Origin of the sequence: Shewanella sp. MMG014 (assembly GCF_018100775.1) — a bacterium.
Classification (GTDB): Bacteria; Pseudomonadota; Gammaproteobacteria; order Enterobacterales; family Shewanellaceae; genus Shewanella; species Shewanella japonica.
The window spans coordinates 218,210-239,157 of sequence record NZ_JAGJDZ010000008.1 but is presented as its reverse complement, the minus strand read 5'-3'; the positions used below and the strand labels follow the sequence as shown (position 1 = coordinate 239,157).

The 20,948-nt window shown below is 39.8% G+C and carries 16 protein-coding genes; 9 read left to right on the top strand and 7 right to left on the bottom strand.

The genetic code is table 11. The features are described from left to right. Nucleotides 1-93 precede the first annotated feature (93 nt). Nucleotides 94-504 (top strand): lactoylglutathione lyase, encoded by a 411-nt coding sequence (gene gloA / locus J8L86_RS14435; protein WP_055025912.1) that lies wholly within the window; start codon nt 94-96, stop codon nt 502-504. Between the two features lie 74 nt (nt 505-578). Here gloA and J8L86_RS14430 read toward each other — a convergent pair whose 3' ends face one another. The 7 genes from J8L86_RS14430 to J8L86_RS14400 all read right to left on the bottom strand — a co-directional run bounded on the left by J8L86_RS14430 (nt 579) and on the right by J8L86_RS14400 (nt 11,734). Further along, nucleotides 579-3,092 carry a TonB-dependent receptor gene (locus J8L86_RS14430; protein ID WP_065108198.1) on the bottom strand — a complete coding sequence of 838 codons (2,514 nt, stop codon included), beginning with the start codon at nt 3,090-3,092 and terminating at the stop codon, nt 579-581. A gap of 735 nt (nt 3,093-3,827) precedes the next feature. Continuing rightward, nucleotides 3,828-4,835 (bottom strand): Holliday junction branch migration DNA helicase RuvB, encoded by a 1,008-nt coding sequence (ruvB, locus tag J8L86_RS14425; RefSeq protein WP_055025909.1) that lies wholly within the window; start codon nt 4,833-4,835, stop codon nt 3,828-3,830. 12 nt (nt 4,836-4,847) lie between these two features. Further along, nucleotides 4,848-5,465 carry a Holliday junction branch migration protein RuvA gene (gene ruvA, locus J8L86_RS14420; RefSeq protein WP_055025908.1) on the bottom strand — a complete coding sequence of 206 codons (618 nt, stop codon included), beginning with the start codon at nt 5,463-5,465 and terminating at the stop codon, nt 4,848-4,850. Next, nucleotides 5,462-5,983: a crossover junction endodeoxyribonuclease RuvC gene (gene ruvC, locus J8L86_RS14415; protein ID WP_211030883.1), complete on the bottom strand. Its 522-nt coding sequence runs from the start codon at nt 5,981-5,983 to the stop codon at nt 5,462-5,464. The genes ruvA and ruvC overlap by 4 nt, the downstream gene beginning before the upstream one ends. 23 nt (nt 5,984-6,006) lie before the next feature. Continuing rightward, on the bottom strand, nt 6,007-6,753 hold the full coding sequence (locus J8L86_RS14410; RefSeq protein ID WP_211030882.1) for a YebC/PmpR family DNA-binding transcriptional regulator: 747 nt from the start codon (nt 6,751-6,753) through the stop codon (nt 6,007-6,009). A 112-nt stretch (nt 6,754-6,865) separates the two neighbouring features. Continuing rightward, entirely contained in the window at nt 6,866-8,647 is a 1,782-nt protein-coding gene (gene aspS / locus J8L86_RS14405) for an aspartate--tRNA ligase (protein WP_211030881.1), read from the bottom strand. Nucleotides 8,648-8,908: 261 nt separating this feature from the next. Further along, the gene (locus J8L86_RS14400) at nt 8,909-11,734 is read right to left on the bottom strand and encodes a transporter substrate-binding domain-containing protein (protein WP_211030880.1); all 2,826 of its coding nucleotides are present in this window, start codon (nt 11,732-11,734) and stop codon (nt 8,909-8,911) included. 292 nt (nt 11,735-12,026) lie between these two features. Between J8L86_RS14400 and cmoA the strand changes: the two genes are divergently transcribed. The 8 genes from cmoA to J8L86_RS14360 all read left to right on the top strand — a co-directional run bounded on the left by cmoA (nt 12,027) and on the right by J8L86_RS14360 (nt 20,914). Further along, entirely contained in the window at nt 12,027-12,758 is a 732-nt protein-coding gene (gene cmoA / locus J8L86_RS14395) for a carboxy-S-adenosyl-L-methionine synthase CmoA (protein ID WP_055025903.1), read from the top strand. Beyond that, nucleotides 12,755-13,747, top strand: a complete 993-nt coding sequence (gene cmoB / locus J8L86_RS14390) for a tRNA 5-methoxyuridine(34)/uridine 5-oxyacetic acid(34) synthase CmoB (protein ID WP_055025902.1) — start codon at nt 12,755-12,757, stop codon at nt 13,745-13,747. Before cmoA ends, cmoB begins: the two co-directional genes overlap by 4 nt. 69 nt (nt 13,748-13,816) lie before the next feature. After that, nucleotides 13,817-14,581, top strand: coding sequence for an ATP-dependent zinc protease (locus J8L86_RS14385; protein ID WP_055025901.1), 765 nt, complete (start codon nt 13,817-13,819; stop codon nt 14,579-14,581). Between the two features lie 8 nt (nt 14,582-14,589). Further along, nucleotides 14,590-16,095, top strand: a complete 1,506-nt coding sequence (locus J8L86_RS14380) for an inactive transglutaminase family protein (RefSeq protein ID WP_065108205.1) — start codon at nt 14,590-14,592, stop codon at nt 16,093-16,095. After that, nucleotides 16,095-17,051: an alpha-L-glutamate ligase-like protein gene (locus tag J8L86_RS14375; protein ID WP_055025899.1), complete on the top strand. Its 957-nt coding sequence runs from the start codon at nt 16,095-16,097 to the stop codon at nt 17,049-17,051. The genes J8L86_RS14380 and J8L86_RS14375 overlap by 1 nt, the downstream gene beginning before the upstream one ends. A 4-nt stretch (nt 17,052-17,055) precedes the next feature. Then, the gene (locus J8L86_RS14370; RefSeq protein WP_211030879.1) at nt 17,056-18,840 is read left to right on the top strand and encodes a hypothetical protein; all 1,785 of its coding nucleotides are present in this window, start codon (nt 17,056-17,058) and stop codon (nt 18,838-18,840) included. Continuing rightward, nucleotides 18,818-19,942 carry a DUF3541 domain-containing protein gene (locus J8L86_RS14365; protein WP_211030878.1) on the top strand — a complete coding sequence of 375 codons (1,125 nt, stop codon included), beginning with the start codon at nt 18,818-18,820 and terminating at the stop codon, nt 19,940-19,942. Before J8L86_RS14370 ends, J8L86_RS14365 begins: the two co-directional genes overlap by 23 nt. Before the next feature lie 75 nt (nt 19,943-20,017). Next, complete coding sequence (locus tag J8L86_RS14360) at nt 20,018-20,914, top strand: LysR family transcriptional regulator (RefSeq protein ID WP_211030877.1); 897 nt, start codon at nt 20,018-20,020, stop codon at nt 20,912-20,914. Nucleotides 20,915-20,948 lie beyond the last annotated feature (34 nt).

The following is a 20,948-nucleotide window of genomic DNA, read 5'->3' as shown; positions in this document are numbered from 1 at the left end:
AACTCAAACAGTAAAATGGCACGCTAAATCAATTTTTTAACAGGCTTAAAATTTGTTACCCTAAACAAAACAACTAACTACAAAGAGTTTATTATGTCGCAATTGCTCCACACCATGATAAGAGTCGGTAATCTTGAACGCAGTATTGAGTTTTATACCCAGGTTATGGGGATGACATTACTGAGAAAATCTGAAAATGCCCAATATGAATATACCCTCGCCTTTGTTGGTTTTGGTGAAGAATCTACTGGTCAAGCGGTGATCGAATTAACTTATAATTGGGGCACTGATAGCTATGATTTAGGTAATGGCTTTGGTCACCTTGCTATTGGTGAAGAAGATATTTATGAACGCTGTAAAGCAATTGAAGCTGCTGGCGGAAAAATCACTCGTGCACCTGGCCCTGTAGCCGGTGGCACAACTGAAATCGCGTTCGTTGAAGATCCAGATGGTTATAAAATTGAACTGATTCAAAAGAAAGCCATGAGCGAAGGATTAGGTTAATTCGTTAATGATTTAGCTTTATATTCAACAAAAAAGCCAGCAAATGCTGGCTTTTTTGATGGAATAAACTTCGATTAGAAGTTCATTGTTACTCCAACAAAGTATGTACGACCGATAGTGTCGTAAACTTCTGGTACTGTACCACCGTCACTACCGTTAGACACTCTTGATGGTTCTTCATCAGTTAAGTTTTTAACACCACCACTTAACATCCAAGAATCATTGATAAAGTAGCTAGCTGAAATGTTGTGATAAAGAATTGAATCAACTTTAGTGCCAGCACTTAAGTCATCCATTTCACCGATATAACGGTTGAAGTACATTACACTCCAATCATCTTGACCTGCTTTGATACTAAAGTTGTTACGTACTTGAGCGTATGCGCCGAAGTTACCGTCGATAGTATTAGTGTAGTCAATGCCATCTTGCTCAAAGTTTAACAAGTAAGTTGTATCGTTACTGACTGTCCAATCTAAGTTTAGCGCGTCAAAGCGGTAAGCTAAGTTGAAATCAATACCACTTGTGTCTTGGTAACCTACGTTGGTTAATGAGTTTGTTAAGTTAGACAAATCTCCATTTGAACCAATGTTGAATAGCTCACAAGTTGCTTGGTCGCCGTTGTAACATGCATTAAGACCTGCTTGAGTATCTAAACGCGTAATTGCGTTTTTAACTTTAAAGCGCCAGTAATCTAACGTTAATGACATGCCATCGATGTAGCTAGGCGAGTAAACTAGACCTGCTGTGTAAGACTCTGATTCTTCTGGTTGTAGATCTTCATCTGATGTGTAGTTAACCAAGATTTGCTCATCTTGCTCATTACCCCATGGATCTTCTAAGTAATCGTAAGAACCTGAGTTACCACCGTATAGCTCGCTCACACTTGGAGCACGGAAACCGGTTGCCGCAACGGTACGGATCATTAAGTCGTCTGTTGCTTCGTAGGTTAAACCAATTTTCCAAGTTGATGCATTACCAAATGTAGAGTAATCATCAAAGCGTAATGCGAATTCACCGGTTAGTTTTTCAGTAAACGGTACGCTCACTTCTTGGAAGATAGAGAAAACATTGTAGCTGCCATCTGTTGGATCTTGCTGGGCTGCTGTACCTTCACCAGCAACGATAATTGGATCAGGATTGTAATAGCCGCTTTCATAGCGGTATTCAGCACCAACTGCGAAAGCTACTGGACCTGCATCTAAGTCAAATAACTCACCGTTTAAGCCCGCAGAGAATACATGCTGCTCGTTACCACCATTAGCTTTTTCTGTGTACGCAACACTGTCTAATAACGCTTGGTCAGTCATCGGTTGACCTGTTAACCACGCATCTTGATCAGCATAAATAGCATCAGCCATTAATGTTGCATTAATCGAGTTTTCTACAGAGGTATCTGCTTTGTTATTACCATAGGTATAAGATACATCCCAGTTCATACCAGTGTTGATATCTAAAGAACCTTCAAGGCCAGCAGAAACTCTCCAAGTATCAGTATCTTGACTGTAAATACGTGGACCAACATCATTCATACGCTTACGGTAGTCGATTTGACCGTCATCATTAGGAGCCATACCAGCATCAATCATGTCTTGATCAAGTTCAAAACACTTAGCTGGATCATCACCCGGCTGACAAACATCTAATGCTAAAATTGCAGGTTGAGCTGCTAGCTGCTGATTCGACTTACGTTTAGTGTAAAGAATATCACCAGTTAAAATAATGTCATTACCTAGCTCTTGCGTCATGTTTGCAAATAAGCTGTAACGTTTGCTTGGTGTTTGATAGAAACTGTCTTGAGTGAAGTCATAGCCTTCTTCACGATCAACCCAGTTACCATCAGCATCTTTAACCATGCCATCTAAAGAACCATTTGGCGTAGTAGAACTGTTACCTGGATCGGTCCAATCACGATCCGATTGAATAACACCTCTACGCTCAGAGTATGCAGCACCAAACGTATAGTTACCTGTATCGGTGTTAAAACCATATAGTGCACTGATTTCGCCGTTTTCACCGTCGCTCTTATCAGTCATGCCGCCTTGAACGTCTACTTGGAAACCTTCAAAGTCTTTCTTAGTGATAATGTTAACTACACCAGCAATCGCATCAGAACCATAAACAGCTGAAGCGCCATCTTTTAGAATCTCGACACGCGAAATCATTGCAACTGGAATTGCGTTTAAGTCAACTGAGCTATCAGCACCAGAACCTGAGTTAACCATACGACGGCCGTTAAGCAATACTAATGTACGTTGTGAGCCCATACCACGAAGGTCGACTTGAGCAACACCGTCAGAACCGTTGTTGGTGCTTGAACCAACTGCAGCACCAGCCATTGACGTTTGAGCCTGAAGTAGCTCATCGACTGTTGTAAAACCTTCTGAACGAATCGCAGCAGCATCAATCACAGTGACTGGAGAAGCAGTTTCCATGTCTTGACGTTGAATACGGGAGCCAGTAACTGCAATTCTTTCTACGTTAGCTGATTCTTCTTCAGCATAAGCACTTACCGATACGGCTGAAGCAGCGGAAACTGAGGCTAATAAAGCCACGTTTATGCTGTTTGATAGTTTTGATCTTTTAATCATTTGTTGCTCCCTGGTGATATCTTTTCTTATTCTGTTTACGCAAATAAATAAATATTTAAAATTGCGTTGGCCTAGATACTGAATAACCAGAGATATTTCGTCAAACCACGAAGTTGTAACTTTTAAGCCATTTTTTGTTAATAAATATGCACTACGATTGTAATCAAAAATAAGTGATCTACATCCCAAAACACCTTCAATTTAAATAAGCAGGATAAAAAACTATTTAATTGCAAATTGTTCAGCATTAATCACTGGTGTCGTTATAACATTTTTTAAACTTACTTCTAACCAAAAGTGTGACCCAGATCACACAAATATATTGAACCATGATTGGAGAATCGTTAATTAATTCAGAATTGGTTCAGCTACTGGATAGTTTTACTCAGAAAACGCTGAAAGCACCGCCACAACTAGCATTCAAGGATTATCAAATAATGATGTCTATTTCATCAGCATTATTATTAACAATGGAGGGTAATTATTTTGAGTTAGTTGTACTAATTACGAATTGATATATTGGCACAATCAATAAGATATTTTTACATTGGAGATATATACTGCCCAGGTATAACAAATCAGCAACAACATGCTGAAGAAAAATATTTTTTGATTGAATTTTACACAGCAGCAATTGTTATAAAAATGATAACAATCACTTTTGAATAGTTATTCACTTTTTAAAAACATAAAAAAAGGAAAGCTAATGCTTTCCCTTTTAAAAATGTTAACACTTTATTCTGCTGGTTTTATTATATCAAAGTGTTGATAAGCTCTATCTGTTGCAATACGACCTCGAGGTGTTCGTTGAATAAAGCCTTGTTGAATCAAAAATGGTTCTAATACATCTTCAATTGTTTCTCTGTCCTCACCAATAGCAGCTGCAAGGTTGTCTAAACCAACAGGCCCGCCCATGAACTTATCAATAATGGCTAACAATAGCTTTCTGTCTAAATAGTCAAAGCCCTCTAAATCGACATCGAGTAAGTCCAGCGCTTTTTTAGCCACATCTTCAGTAACAAAACCATTATGTTTAACTTCAGCGTAATCTCTAACGCGTCTTAATAAACGATTGGCAATTCGAGGGGTACCTCTAGAGCGTTTGGCTATTTCAAAAGCGCCAGCTTCATCAATCGGTAACTCCATCACCTTGGCAGAGCGAGTCACAATGGTGCACAAATCTTTGACGTTATAAAACTCTAGCCTTAACGGTATACCGAAACGCGCTCTTAATGGCGATGTTAATGCCCCTGCTCTAGTTGTCGCACCAATTAAAGAAAATGGCGGTAAATCCAGTTTAATTGAACGAGCCGCAGGCCCTTCACCAATCATAATATCCAGTTGATAATCTTCCATAGCAGGATATAAGATTTCTTCAACAACTGGACTTAAACGATGAATTTCATCGATAAACAACACATCGCCATGCTCAAGGTTAGTTAGTAGAGCGGCTAAATCGCCTGCTTTTTCAAGAACCGGCCCAGAAGTTGATTTGATATTAACGCCCATTTCATTGGCAACAATCATTGCTAACGTCGTCTTACCCAATCCTGGAGGACCGAATATCAACATATGATCCAGCGCTTCTTCACGTTTCAGTGCAGCCTCAATAAATACTTTAAGCTGTGCACGAGTGTCATCTTGCCCTGTGTAATCATCGAGCATTTTCGGCCGCATAGCACGGTCAATATGCACTTCTTGCTCAAACTCTTGTGGCTGAATTAAACGATCCGCTTCTATCATTGTTGCCTCTTTTTATAGCATTGACTTTAATGCAGCCTTAATCAGGACTTCGCTGCTCATACCGTCAGTGTATGCACTTAATACAGCTTTACTCGCTTGTGCAGGTTTATAGCCTAGAGAAACAAGTGCTGCAATGGCATCTTCTTCTGCATTGTTTTCAACAGCTGCTGGCTTATAGTTACTCTGTAAAGCAAACTCGCGCTCAGATCCAACTGAAGCCTCTAGTAAGCTTTTAAGCTTATCTCGCATCTCAACCACTAAACGCTCTGCCGTTTTTTTACCGACTCCAGGTAACTTAACTAAAGTGACTATATCATCTCGTTCGACACAATTAACAAACTCCGCCGCCGTCATACCGGACAATATTGTTAAGGCGAGTTTAGGACCAACACCGTTAGTTTTAATTAATAACCTAAATAACGCCCGCTCTTGCTTGGTTATAAAACCATACAAAAGCTGTGCATCTTCACGCACCACAAAGTGGGTGAATAACATTGCTTGTTGATTTAACTCAGGGAGCTCATAGAAACTGGTCATAGGTACCTGTAACTCATAACCTACACCATTTACATCCAACACGATTTCCGGTGCTTGTTTCTCAACAACCAACCCACTTAATCTTCCTATCATTTATAACGTCCGTATGTTCGGCTATGGGCTTTACCGCCCATTGCAATTAAACTTTGAAAAGTATGATGATGGCAAACGGCAACACCCAATGCATCAGCGGCATCTGCTTGCGGGGCAGATGGCAATTTGAAAATTTGTTGGATCATGTGCTGAACTTGCTCTTTTTGGGCGCGTCCAGTACCAACAACTGCACTTTTGATCTGAGTTGCACTGTATTCAGCAACGGGTAAGTTGGCGTTCATAGCTGCAACAATTGCCACTCCTCTCGCCTGGCCGAGTTTGAGTGCTGAATCGGCATTTTTAGCCATAAACACACGTTCAATGGCAAATTGATCTGGCTGATACTGTTTAATGATTTCTGTTATACCATCAAAAACTTGCTTGAGTCTTGTGGGTAAATCATCGGCAGAAGTTCGAATACAGCCACTACCAAGATAGCGTTGTTGGCGACCTTGGCATTGAATAACGCCGTAACCTGTGATCCTAGAGCCTGGGTCAATGCCCAATATAATTGTCATGGTTTACCCATTGCTTGAGCGTGTTAACCCAAGGTCTCCATTACTTCATCTGAAATTTCAGCATTATGATATACCTCTTGAACATCATCATGATCTTCAAGGTTATCAATTAAGCGCATAAATTTAGCAGCTGTATCCGTATCTAATTCAGCTTTAGTTCCTGCAATCATAGTCACTTCAGCATTAATCGCTTCAAAGCCTGCTGCATCTAATGCATCTTTTACCACACCAAAAGCATCCGGCGTAGTCATGACATCAAATGCGCCATTGTCATGGGTGATAACATCTTCCGCACCCGCTTCTAATGCAGCATCCATCAATTCATCTTCGTCGATATTTGCATCATAAGAAATGACACCGGACTTAGTAAACATATAAGCAACTGAACCATCAGTACCTAAGTTACCACCCGATTTACTGAACGCATTACGCACACCTGATACGGTTCGGTTTTTATTATCAGTCATGGTTTCAACCATCACTGCAGTACCGCCAGGTCCATAACCTTCATAAATAATGGTATCGAGTTGTTGCCCATCCAGCTCACCAGCCCCACGTTTAACAGCACGTTCGACTGTATCACGGGTCATGTTATTGGATAAGGCTTTATCAATCGCGGCACGCAGTCTCGGGTTTGCATCAGGATCTGAACCACCTTCACGTGCCGATACTGTTAACTCTCGGATAAATTTACTGAAAAGTTTTCCTCGTTTTGCATCTTGCGCTGCTTTACGATGTTTAATGTTGTCCCATTTACTGTGACCAGCCATTACGACTCCTTCAGTTATTTTGTTCTATATAAAAACAGACCGAGGCAATTGCCTCGGTTTGTCATTTAATGCTTGATGTCGACATACAAAAAAGTCGACTTAATCATTAAGCTTACTCTTCAGCAGCAGGTTTCTCTTGAGGAATGACACTCACACCTAACTCAACCAGTTGTTGTGGATTGGCAAATCCTGGAGCATTAGTTAGTGGACATGCTGCCGTTGTTGTTTTAGGGAATGCCATCACATCACGAATTGAGCTTGCTCCGGTCATCAACATAATAATGCGATCTAAACCAAAGGCTAAACCAGCATGTGGTGGTGTACCGTAACGTAACGCTTCTAATAAGAAACCAAACTTCTCGTTTGCTTCTTCGTCTGAAATACCTAAGATGCGGAATACTGCACTTTGCATTTCTGCATTGTGGATACGGACTGAACCGCCACCTAATTCGCAACCATTAAGTACCATGTCATAAGCATCAGAAACAGTACCAGCTGGATCGGCTTCTAATTGCTCAGGCGAAACACCACGTGGTGCGGTAAATGGATGGTGAACAGCATGGAAGCCACCATTTATTTTTTCGAACATAGGGAAATCGACAACCCATAATGGACGCCATTCACCTTCTAACAACTCAAAGTCTTCGCCGGCTTTAAGGCGTAATGCGCCCATGGCTTCAGCAACTACGTTAGCTTTATCTGCACCAAATAAAATAATGTCACCAGTTTGTGCATTAGTGCGAGCAATAATTTCATTAACGATGTCTTCGTTCAAGAATTTAAGCACAGGAGATTGGATACCTTCCATCCCAGCACTTAAATCATTGATTTTCATCCACACTAAACCTTTAGCACCGTAAATGCCGACATATTTAGTGTAGTTATCAATCTGTTTACGAGACAGTGATGCACCTGTCGGAATACGTAATGCTGCTACACGGCCTTCTTCATCATTTGCAGGACCACTGAATACTGCAAATTCAACGTCTTTTAAAACGTCAGCGACGTCCACTAACTCAAGTGGGTTACGTAAATCAGGCTTATCTGAACCATATCGTGTCATTGCTTCTGCATATGACATTCTTGGAAATTCGCCCAAATCTACATTCAGTAAATCGTTAAATAAACCGCGAACCATTTCTTCCGTTTTTGCCATCACTTGCTCAGATGACATAAATGACGTTTCGATATCAATTTGAGTAAATTCAGGCTGACGATCAGCACGTAAATCTTCGTCACGGAAACATTTTACGATTTGGTAATATCTATCAAAGCCCGACATCATTAACAATTGCTTAAACAATTGTGGAGACTGAGGCAAAGCAAAGAACTGACCTTTATAAGTACGACTAGGTACTAAATAATCACGCGCACCTTCAGGTGTGGCTTTGGTTAATATTGGTGTTTCAATATCTAAAAAGCCACTGTCATCTAAAAAGCGACGAACAGCGCTAGTCACTTTTGAGCGGAAAACCAAACGATCAGCCATTTCTGGGCGACGTAAATCTAGGTAGCGATATTTTAAGCGTTGTTCTTCACTATTGTTTTGGTGATTATCCATGCTCAGTGGTAAAGGCGCTGAAGTATTGATAATGGTTAGGTCTTTACCTAATACTTCAATTTCCCCAGTTTTCATCTGCGCATTGATTTGGCTATCAGGACGCGCACGTACTAAGCCTTTAACTTGCACACAGAATTCACCGCGTAGACTGCTGGCCACCTTGAACACATCTTCTAAGTCAGGATCGTATACAACCTGAACAATCCCTTCTCTGTCACGAAGGTCTAAAAATATAACACCGCCTAAATCACGGCTACGGTTAACCCAACCGACTAAGGTGACTTCTTGACCAAGATGAGACTTATTGACGTCTCCACAATAATGACTGCGCATTTAACTCTACCCTTTATTCGGAAATAGGTGTCTAAAAGAATGTATTTTTGCATTATATTAAAATAATGCTGGCAACTATAGCACTTATAATACGCCAATTTAGCGTTTAATAAATGAGTGCGTAATTTTTGCTAGGAAGTATCAATCAGTTTACTGCAATTGGCTAGAGTTTAGGAAAAACTTAGCAGCATAAGCGTGCAAAAAAGCAGCAAACAATAATGTTTTGGCTGCTTTTGGCCATTTTTGAGCCAATGGCAACGATTAGCTGTGTTTATCACCACCCTGCTTTTTCACTGTATACATTTTTTTATCAGCGAACTGTAACAATGAAATCGGGTCATCACCATCATCTGGATAAACGGCGATGCCAATACTTGCAGATGCGGTTAACGAAATCTCTCCCACCTTAATTGGCTCACTGAGCACGTTTAAAATGTTGTCGGCGACTTTGGCTGCACATTGAGCACTTTCAATTTTATTAAGCAAGATAACGAACTCATCACCGCCAAATCGCGACACGGTATCTGACTTTCTCACCACCGTCTTAAGCAAGTCAGCAATGCCTATCAATAGCGCATCGCCAATATGATGGCCATATTGATCGTTCACCATTTTAAATTTATCTAAATCGATAAATAACAACGCAAACTTCACCTGCTCTCGGTGATGGCTATTAATTGCGCAAGCCAAACGGTCATCTAATAATCCTCTATTAGGTAACTTGGTCACAGGATCATGTTCTGCAATAAATTTTATTTTCTTTTCAGCATTCTTGCGACGAGAAATCTCAAGTTTAAGGCGCTTATTACCTAAGAACACAACAAACGTAATCACACTGATAATCAGCAAGCCAAATAGCACAATGTTGAACCACTTTTGGTACTTGTCAGCTTCTGACCGTAAATCGACTGCGACCCAGTCTTGGTATAATTGCTGCTGTTTAGTTTCATCAATGGTTTCAATTGCTCGATTTAAAATCGGTACCAGTTCTTTTAATTTTGGATAGACACCAATGTGACTTTTTTGCTCAGTTAAATCAGCAACCAAGGCCATTTTCAAATCAGGAAAGCCCCCTTCATTAAGGGCGTAAGCCAGTGTAACAACCTGTTCAATGAACAAGTCTACGTGACCGGAAGACACTGCACTCAAGCCACTTTTCGTGCTTTCTACTTGCACAATTTCAAGGCCTGGAAATTGTTGCCTTAAAATATTTATCACATTGTAATCTTTAACCACAGCAATGCGCTTACCATTATATTGGCTTAGGTTAAACAATGGTTGCTGGGTTAACGTGGTGGCAATTGCCCAAGGTGACGGCCAATAGCCCTCAGTGAATTCAAGATTTGGTTCACGATGGCTATTTTTCGCCATACTCCCGACAAGGTGAATTTTCCCCATTTTTAAATCTTGATTGAGCATGCTCCAGTTCTGATACGCAACTGGAATAATGTCGATACCAAGCTGATGGGTAATAATGTTGACGACATCTTTATTAATACCAGAAAATTCACCTAGTTCATTTTGATATTCCATTGGAGCCCATTCGGTTAAGTAACCTAACTTAATGGCACCTAGTGAAGCTAAGTATTGCTTTTCCTTATTACTGATATAGATTTTTTTATCAATAGTAGAAAACGTCCTATCGGCTTTATTGAGTAGCCATTTTTGCTCTATTTTCGCCATTTCATACTGACTAATCAGCTTAAAACCATTGGCAATTCGCTCTGCAAGCTCAACATCTTCTAAATTTGTGAGGTTATAAATATTGGTATCAAAGTCTACGGCATTAAACTGATAAAACTCAGACCAAGATTTATGGTTAAGTAAATAGTGCGAGGTATACGCGCTCGATGCAACGAATCCAACAATATCGCCGTCGCGACTGGCCTTTATTAATTGGTCGATTGAGTCGTAATAACGAATTTGCGCATTAGGAACTAATTTTCTTAATTCGATGATGTAAGGCGATGTCGCAAATAAACCGATACGCTTTCCATCAACTTCGCTAATGTCTTTTATTTCTTTTTCATAGCTAAAAAATCGACTTTTTACAGAATAGATATGGTTAGCCCTATTAAGCCCCGTATTGATTTGATCGCTTTCCGGGTAGCCAATATGCACATCAGCATGACCTTGCTTAATCAACTCGATGCTGCCGTTCATATCACTTGGAATAAAATCAATAGCAATGCCTGTTTTTTCAGACCATAAACGCCAAAGATCAACAAACAAACCATGGGGTAGACCATCTAATCCAATATCAACGAAAGGTTCGACATTCATCTGCATCGCAATGACAACACCACTTGATTCACGACGATAACCAAACCAACGCTTTTCAATTTCATCAACTAACTGCGTGGGTATTTGCTCAAAACCTTGATTAATCGCAGGTAACCAAGCTGCATTTTTTATCTTTACTGCAGGAGACAAATCAATTTCTTTGATCAGTAATCTTGATGAAATATGAAAGTTATTAGCTAATTCAAAATTGATTGGAATGCCATTGTAATAACCCTGTATAGCAGCAAAAGCATATAACTCACCTGCTACCACAGCATCATATAGCGCTTGTTTGGTTTTAAAATATTTAAAGGTTAATTTAGGTTCTATGGCTAATAAATCGGCTTCGTGAGAAGTGCCTTCAATGATGCCAATTTTAAAAGGCTTAATTTCAGTAATGGATTTTTTATTTGCGATATCTTTATGCAGGTATAAATAGGAATGAAGTGACGAAACTTTATCAGCGTAGGAGAATTGTCGCAGTCGCTCTTCTGTCACCGCCATACCAATATGTAAATCAACATCTCCATCTGTTAAGGCTTGTAAAGACTGATGCCATTGCATGGGTTTAAATGTCACTTTGGTACCTGTGACTATTGACCACTCGCGCCATAAATCAACCATGACCCCTGCAGCGTTACCTTTAGCGTCGACAAATTGATAGGGATAAGCATCCTCACTCATAGATAATGTCATACTACTTGGTAGCGATTCAGCAACAGAAGAAGTGCCTTCATTGGCTGAAACGAAGAAGAAAAAAGGGATAACCAGTACTATTACTAATAATGTTCTAATTAACTTCAAGCGCATTCCTTTGTAAATTGTCCCAACTCTACAATGATTTATAATGAGGTTTACCACTTTATCAGTGATTCCCTTCTGTAAAAAATTTATTAAGAACTTCTACTAACAATGTAAAAGTTTTTACATTTATGTTCATCATACCGATTTATATCGACCATTTGACCTCTTACATTAAAAAATTATGCAAAATTAGCTAAATAAATAAAAAAATACAAAAAATACCAATAGGATACTTGCTGCTATTTGCTAGGATTAGCTAAAATGAAATTACGATTTTTTCAAGTTACTGCAGATGAATTCTCAACAAGACACAATTTATGCTTCCGCTAGCGAACAAATATCAGATTTTCAGTTTGATAATCGTGTAGCAGGTGTTTTTAACGACATGATCCGTCGCTCTGTTCCTGGTTATACCCAAATCATTAGCACCATAGGTGATTTTGCTAATCGTTACGTCACACCAAAATCTAACGTTTACGATTTAGGAAGTTCATTAGGTTCAGCTACGCTAAGTATTCGTCGTCAAATTGAGCAGCGTCAATGCCGTATCATTGCCGTTGATAATAGCGAATCAATGGTGTCTCGTTGCCAAGAGAATCTATCAGCCTACGTTAGCGATACCGAAGTCGAATTAATTTGTGGTGATATAAGAGACATCGAAATATCAAACGCATCAATGGTGGTGCTTAACTTTACATTACAGTTTTTGCCTGTAACGGATAGAGACGCAATCATCGCCAAAATTTATCAAGGACTATTGCCAGGTGGTATATTAGTCATATCAGAAAAATTACGCTTTGAAGATGCTACTATTCAGACATTACTGGATGAGCAACACTTAGACTTTAAACGTGCCAATGGATATAGCGAATTAGAAATTAGCCAAAAGCGCAGTGCATTAGAAAATGTCATGCGCCCTGATAGCTTATCTATGCATCAACAGCGTTTTGCCGATAATGGTTTTAGCCATTCGACAGTGTGGTTTCAATGTTTTAACTTTGCATCTATGGTGGCAATAAAGTGATTAGTTTTAGTTCTTTTTATCAGCAAATAGCAGACTCGAATCTTCAACATTGGTTAGAAGAACTTCCAGCAATATTAGGTAAATGGCAACGTGAACATAAACACGGCAATTTACCTAAATGGGAAAAAGTACTCAATAAGCTACATTACCCAGCGCCAACTACAATAGACCTCTTCAATGGTGTACAAATTGGAGATGGCTCGCAATTAACTACGGGACAAGCTGAAAAGCTAAAGAATTTGCTCGGATTATTTCAACCTTGGCGTAAAGGACCATTTCAAATCCATGGTATCGACATTGACACTGAATGGCGAAGTGATTGGAAATGGGACCGAGTAAAAGAACATATTTCACCACTTGAAAACCGCACGGTTTTAGATGTGGGTTGTGGCAGTGGTTACCATATGTGGCGAATGCTTGGTGCTGGTGCTAAACGTGTGGTTGGTATTGACCCTTCACCACTATTTTTATGCCAGTTTGAAGCGGTTAAACGCCTAGCAGGTAATGAACACCCTGTTCATTTATTACCACTAGGCATTGAAGAGTTACCTCCACTCGACGCCTTTGATACCGTGTTTTCAATGGGAGTCCTTTACCACCGCCGTTCACCTATAGATCACTTGCTTCAATTACGCGACCAATTAAGAATGGGTGGCGAACTTGTGCTTGAAACGTTAGTCATAGATGGTGATGAAAATGCCGTTCTTGTACCAGAAGATAGATATGGCAAGATGAATAACGTGTGGTTTTTACCCTCTGTAGATGCACTCATGCTATGGTTAAAGAAATGCGACTTTACCGATATTAGATGTGTAGACGTAGATATTACATCTATGGCAGAACAACGTTCTACGCAGTGGATGAAGAATGAATCTTTAGTGGATTATCTTGACCCTAATGATGTGAGCTTAACAGTAGAGGGTTACCCTGCTCCTAAAAGAGCCACAATCATAGCAATAAAAAATCAACCCAATCATGATTTAGTCTAACCTTACACTGGTTAGTAATAACAAATAGTAAAAACAATAAATTCAGATGTATTAATAACAGGAATTGTCATGTTAAAGCAGGTAATCGTTTTATCAATCACCGCTACTTTAATGGCCGGTTGTGCAAGTAAAGACAAAATCACGCCAGTTGGAAGTGATGAGTTAAATGCAAATTTAGCTTCGTCTCAAACTGCCATCATTGAAGCCATTAATGCACAATGCGCCCACTCTACCGCCGAGATGCAAAGCTTAAGCGCTGAAGTAAACGATCTAAAATTACAGATTACCGATGCACTAGCAAAACAATCTAAAAAAATGAATGATGATGCAGCAGCACTTGCTCAGCTCAGTGAAGCTCCGCAATGTCCTGAATCTGCAGTGTCTGACAAAATCATGCTTGGTGAAGTTGAACATGTTTATGTCGATGAACTTAAGGCGTCATTTGAAACACGTATTGATACCGGTGCAGAGTCTTCATCATTAGATGCCAGAAATATCGTTCTTTTTGAGCGAAACGGTGTTCAGTGGGTTCGTTTTGATGTGATGACCAATGGAAAAGATCAACCAGGTAATACATTTGAGCATAAAGTTGAGCGATTTGTACGTATTAAACAAGATGCAGATGCGCCAGACGATAGACGCCCAGTAATCCATGCTCATCTAAAAATTGGCAAATATGCAGCTGAAACAGATTTGAACTTAACCGACCGAAGCCATCTTGAATATCCATTACTGCTTGGTCGTAAGTTTATGAAAGACATTGCAGTTGTTGATGTCGGCCAAATTTATATTCACGGTAAAAAACCGCAACAAGCAGCGACTAACAGCCAATAGGACTTAAAATGCATTCTCGTAAACCGTTTTTTATCTTTGTCGCCCTACTTTTTATATTTGGCATTAGTACCAGTATTTATCGAAGTGTTGAGCATAACGTACCGTTTTTTCCGGGCAAACAAGTTCAAAGCTGGTCAGTTGAAGCCAAAGTGATGTTCAATGGCACAGACAAACCTGCTGAAGCATCTTTGTCTTTACCACAAGATCCCGCATTTGACGTGCTTGCTGAAAATGCCACATCTGCGGGTTATGGCCTAAACATCTCTGAAGGTGAAGATCGCCGTGCCGTGTGGTCAATACGTGAAGCTTCAGGCCGCCAATCTCTATACTACCGCGTCACATTAGTGCCTACGGGTCAGTTATCAGTCGATGCAGAAGAAGAACCTGTGACTCCTGAACCATACCTTTGGCAAGTTACAGAGCGCGGTGCTGCTGAACAAATTATCAATGATGTATGGGAACGAAGCGCCAGTAATCTGTCTTACGCGCAACAGCTTATGTCTGTGATTAATGACAGTAATCAATCTCAAAATCTCGCTCTGTTGTTATCGGTAAACACTCGTACCCAACTATTTTTACATATGATGCAATCTAAAGGGGTTCCTGCTAAACAAGTTAGCGGCTTAATGCTTGAAGATCAGCGTCGTCGTCAACAATTAAATCCCTATGTTCAAGTCTACCAAGATGGTGAGTGGGTATTATTTGACGTTGAAAATAATAAACAAGGCCGTCCTGAAAACTTGGTTCTTTGGCAGCACAATGGCTTATCAGTACTCGATGTAACTGGGGGGAGTAATTCACAAGTTAACTTCTCAATGTTACAAGAGACTCGCTCAGCCTTAGCGACTTCTATCGATATGATGATGAATAGCGATAGCTTAGACTTCTCTTTGTATCAATTACCACTTGAAGAGCAAAGCACCTTTAAAGGCATCCTATTAATTCCTATTGGTGTGTTAGTCGTCGTATTCTTACGCGTCATTATCGGGATTAAAACGTCTGGTACGTTTATGCCAGTATTAATCGCCCTCGCCTTTATACAAACTACATTATTGACAGGTCTAATCGGCTTCTTGCTAATTGTGGCGTTTGGTTTGATGATTCGTTCTTACTTATCGCAGCTCAACTTACTGCTAATATCCCGAATATCGGCCGTCATCATTGTGGTTATTTTCATTATTGGCTTATTTACCCTTATCTCTTATAAGGTTGGGCTTAGTGAAGGATTAACTATTACCTTCTTCCCGATGATTATTCTTGCTTGGACGATTGAAAGAATGTCGATTTTATGGGAAGAAGAAGGCCCTAAATCAGTCATGATGGCAGGTGGCGGCAGTCTATTTGTCGCAACCTTAGCTTATTTGGCAATGAGTAACACGCTAATCCAACATTGGGTATTTAACTTCTTAGGTATTCACTTGGTGATTTTAGCCTTAGTTCTTGTGATGGGACAATACACAGGATATCGCTTAACAGAGCTTAAACGCTTTAAGCCTTTGGCTGGAGATAAGTAATGAACTTTGCTTGGCCTTGGGAGTTACGCCGAAATGGCGTGTTAAACATGAATAAGCGCAATATCGATTATATTGGCAAATATAATCCACGTAAGTTTTACAAGCGTGTTGATGATAAATTGATTACAAAGCAGCTTGCGCTAGCTAACGATATTGCGGTGCCTGACTTAATTGGTGTTGTTGAAGAACAACATAAAATTAATGAAATCCCACAAATGGTTTTAGGACGAAGTGGCTTTGTTATCAAACCCGCTAAAGGATCTGGTGGTAAAGGGATTTTAGTTATTACCCATGTAGAAAATGGACGTTACTACAAACCTAATGGTGATGAAGTTACCCCTAATGAAGTCTACCGTCATGTATCAAACATATTGAGTGGCTTATTCTCCTTAGGCGGCAAGCCAGATGTCGGTATTGTTGAAGGCTTAATTCAATTTGACCCGGTTTTTGACGGTTTCAGTTATGAAGGCGTTCCAGATATTCGGTTGATTATTTTCAAAGGCTACCCCGTCATGGGAATGCTTCGATGTTCTACAGCAGCCTCAGACGGCAAAGCTAATTTGCACCAAGGCGCTGTTGGGGTTGGTTTAGATATCGCGACAGGTAAAAGCCTGCATGCTGTTCAATTTGATAAACCAGTACTTAAACACCCAGACACCAACTTTGAATTATCAAAAATTCAAGTACCCAATTGGGACACACTGTTACATACCGCATCAAGCGCTTATGAGATGTGTGAACTGGGTTATTTAGGTACCGATATGGTATTAGATAAAGAACGTGGGCCTTTATTACTTGAGCTCAATGCACGTCCCGGACTTGCGATTCAAACAGCAAATGGAAAAGGGATTGTAGGAAGACTTAAACATGTCGAAGGTCTAAAAGGACCGACGTTATCAGTGGAAGAACGCGTCGCTTATGCAAAAGAACACTTTTGTAGTAATCCTAGTTTTTAGTCTTATGGCAACTGCTCCGGCAGTTGCCAGTCCTTTAAACCTCTTCATTCAGCAATGTTTGCAATTTAAGCCAACATTATCTCAGCTTGATACTCAAGCCAGTGCTTCAACTCAAGCTGTTCAATTTGAGCAGCTCACTCTGGGCTTTAATAACATCAATGATAGGTTAAATTACTATCGTGACTTAGCCCAAGATAATCAACGTGAAAGCATCTTAATGTGTCAGCTACATCTTGCTGATGAATTACAAGCCATGCTCAATTCTCCTAACTTAACGAAGTTGATCAGTAAGCTTGAAAATGATGAGCCTACCTACGCCAAATTATCGTTAAGACTGGCCACATTAAAAGCCACACAGTTAGATATTAACCTCAAGTCGCAACTCCATAATGCGCAAGCAACAATTAGGCGAAACTTACAAAGCCAACATCTCTCAATGGTATTTAATCAATCTGGCTGTGAATTACCTCAACCAATTAACTCAGCGACAGCGGAAATCAAGTCAAAAGAAACGCTCGACATGAGTAACGTAGAAACTAACGCAAGAAATAAGAAAGATTTTGATATCAGTTTAGCAAAATACCTTATTTTACAACCTGATGAACAATGCAGAAAAAGTGCTTGGATTGCTTACCAAACAAGAGCGAAAGACAAAAATAAAACGCCACTTGCTGCAATTAAAACAATTAAAATGGCATCTAAGGCCGCTAAGCCATCAATTTACTCAGCGCAATATTACGACAGCAGTTTAACCTCTGCACAAATCACAAGATTTTTAAACTCTCGAACAAACAACATCAATGTAGCCCCATGGAATATTGGCCAGTATCTCGCAACGCTGCCTCATCAAGCATATCAGGGCACAACGTCAGCGTTAACGTTAATCGAACAAAGCATGGACGTGCTAAGTGACTTTGGCGTTACATTCGACGTGATTAAACCTTATGCTCATAAGCTCGATAATAATCTATCCTCGCAACAAACTAATATTTTAAACGTTACCGGTACAGATAAAGATACAGATACAGAAAATCTCACGTTAAATGCAAATCAAAATACGACTATACGTGTTTGGCATAACAAGCGTTTATTAGGCGAGTTATTTATCCACCCTAGCGAAAAAACAGCGACCCACACCATACGTTACCCGGTGATCGGCCATCAATATGCACAGGTTAGCATCAGTTATCGAGAAAAAATCAAAAATAGAAGACAAGCATTAAACGTTATTGACGCGATAGCGCAAGCTATTTCGGGGCTTGCTAGAGGCAGCCAATTTTACTTAAACAATAAATTTGGTGCTTCAGCGGACCACCATCAACTTGGTCAGCATTGGTTAAGCCAATATATACAACTGCGTGTCCCACACTTGCAAGCCTCGGCGCGTGAGCAAGCAGCTAGCGTTTATCAGCAGCAATTAAGAGTGTTTAGAAGTCAGTTAATAATGCAGTTCTATTCAACATCTCATTTAGACACAGCAAGATTACACAACACTTTTTATAATAGTTTTAATTCACACTGGTATGAAGCGGCAGATTTAACCTATAGTTTTAACGGCATTGCTAACGAAGGCATCGAGTATTATTTACCGCTATGGTATCAAGCACTTGTTAATGTCATTATTCACTCTCGTAAATCGTCAGTAACAGCGCGTCAAGTTTTTGAAATTTTTATTGTTAACGAAGATAATTTAATTCTCAGCGAGCAATTGGCCATTATACTAGCGCCACCCACTGATATTTCATCCATCATCAGGAGAACCATAAATGACGGCAATTCGAAAGATTAAATCATTTGCTTGTTTAGCTAGTTTTTCTTTGTTACTCACCTCTGGTGCAAGTTTCGCTAAAACTGGTGAATCCAACGATCACCAGCTCACACATGAACAAGTACGAAGTGCAATTCAAGTGAACCTAGAACAAAACATGTATTCTTTGCCGCCAAGAATTCAAGGGCATTATGGTTTAAGAATGTATCGAATAACAGGTGATGAAAAGTATTCTAATGCTGCCTTAATTGATCTTATTACCATTACTGAGCGCCAAAACTTCTTTGCTTGTAACGTAGATAAACCTAATTTTATCAATGAACAAAGCCAACAAGCGATTAGCGTGTTAGGTAAAGGCCCTCGAGCTAAAGCTCGTAAAAAAGCACTAGCTCCCTTCCCTGAATTCATTTTCTACAGTGATATTTTATTACGTTATGCAAGTAGAACTGATGAATTAGGCTTTATGGGACCTTGTCATCAGCAAATGGTTAAGGCAGTAAAATCATACGATTTAGCGCCAGCATTAACTGATCCTGCAATGATAAAAGCATGGGCAGCACAACTGGTAAACTATGTCTATTGGGCTAAACAGCTTAATGTTGGCGATTATGCCGCAGAATATAAAAAAGCGTTTATCGAGACTTACCCAAATGAGCAGGATTCTGAATTAGATAAAAAGCAATTTAGAAACAAACTCTACGGTATGACGCACTTTATTTTTGCTGCAAGCGGCTATTATCAACAAGAAGTGAGTCAAAAAGAATTCCAATGGATTTTAGACTATTTCGATAGCAATATTGAACGAATTTTAACTGACGCCACTGACGATATTATTGCCGAAGTAGGTATTAGTTTCTTACTTACAGGCCAGCGAGAGCATCCTGTGGTGAAGAAAACTCAAGATCACATAACCTCATCGTTTAATCCTGAGTATCAGCTTATTCCATCACCAAGAGGAAATCCTGATATGGTCATGGGAGAACATCGAAATGTGCTGGCAATGATGCTATTAGATTGGCCAAAAACGCTGCATAAAGGCCCATACTTAGCAAATATCAAAGCAACTCAAAAGTATTTGCCAGTGCAAGTCACTTCAAAAGAGAAGATTAAACCAAACAAGTAAGCTTAACTTGTTATATGGCGCGTTATACAACGCGCCATTTTTATATAAAATAGTAAAATACAAATAGAGAAAAAAATGAGTAGAGCTAAATCCACCCTAGAACAATGGCGAATAATACAATCAGTTGTGGATTACGGTGGATACGCGCAAGCGGCTGAAAAACTGAATAAAAGTCAATCTTCACTTAATCATGCAGTCGCTAAATTACAATCGCAGCTCGGTATTCAGTTACTTGAAGTTAAAGGCAGAAAAGCCTACCTAACTGAGCAAGGCGAAGTATTACTAAGACGCTCCCGTCATTTAACTCAAACTGTGGATGATTTAGAGTTACTTGCCAGTAATTTAGGACAAGGTTGGGAGCCAAATTTAACCATTGCTCGAGAACTCATCTATCCGATGCACTATTTAGTCGGTGCATTGCAAGCCTTCTTACCACATAGTCGGGGCACTCGAGTCACTATTATCGATTCTGTCATTTCTGGTACTCATGAGTTAATTACGCAACAACAAGCAGATATCGCTATTTGTGGTGTCCCCCCGAAAGGCTTTATTGCAGAATCTATCTGTGAATCAGAAATGATATTAGTATGCGCCCCTGAACACGCATTAGCACAACAATCAGTGATTAATGACGATCAAGAATTAGCGCAACATTTGCAAATCGTTATTAAAGATACTGCGAAAGAAAAAACCATCGAGACAGGTTGGCTCAAGTCAGAACAACGCTGGACGGTAACTAATTTTCATGAGGCCATTACCATTTTAAAAAATGGGTTGGGATTTTGTTGGTTACCCGCTTATTTAGTCAGTGAAGACATTGCTAATAAGTCACTACATAGATTGTCATTAATCGGCAGCACAAGTCGGAAAATCCAACTTTCACTGGTTGTACCCAACCGTGATAGACAAGGTCCTGCTAGCCAATTATTGGAGTCGCTGATTCTACAACAGCATGGGCTTACTCGACTTTAGGCTTTTATTAAATAGACGGTAACGCTGTAGCATA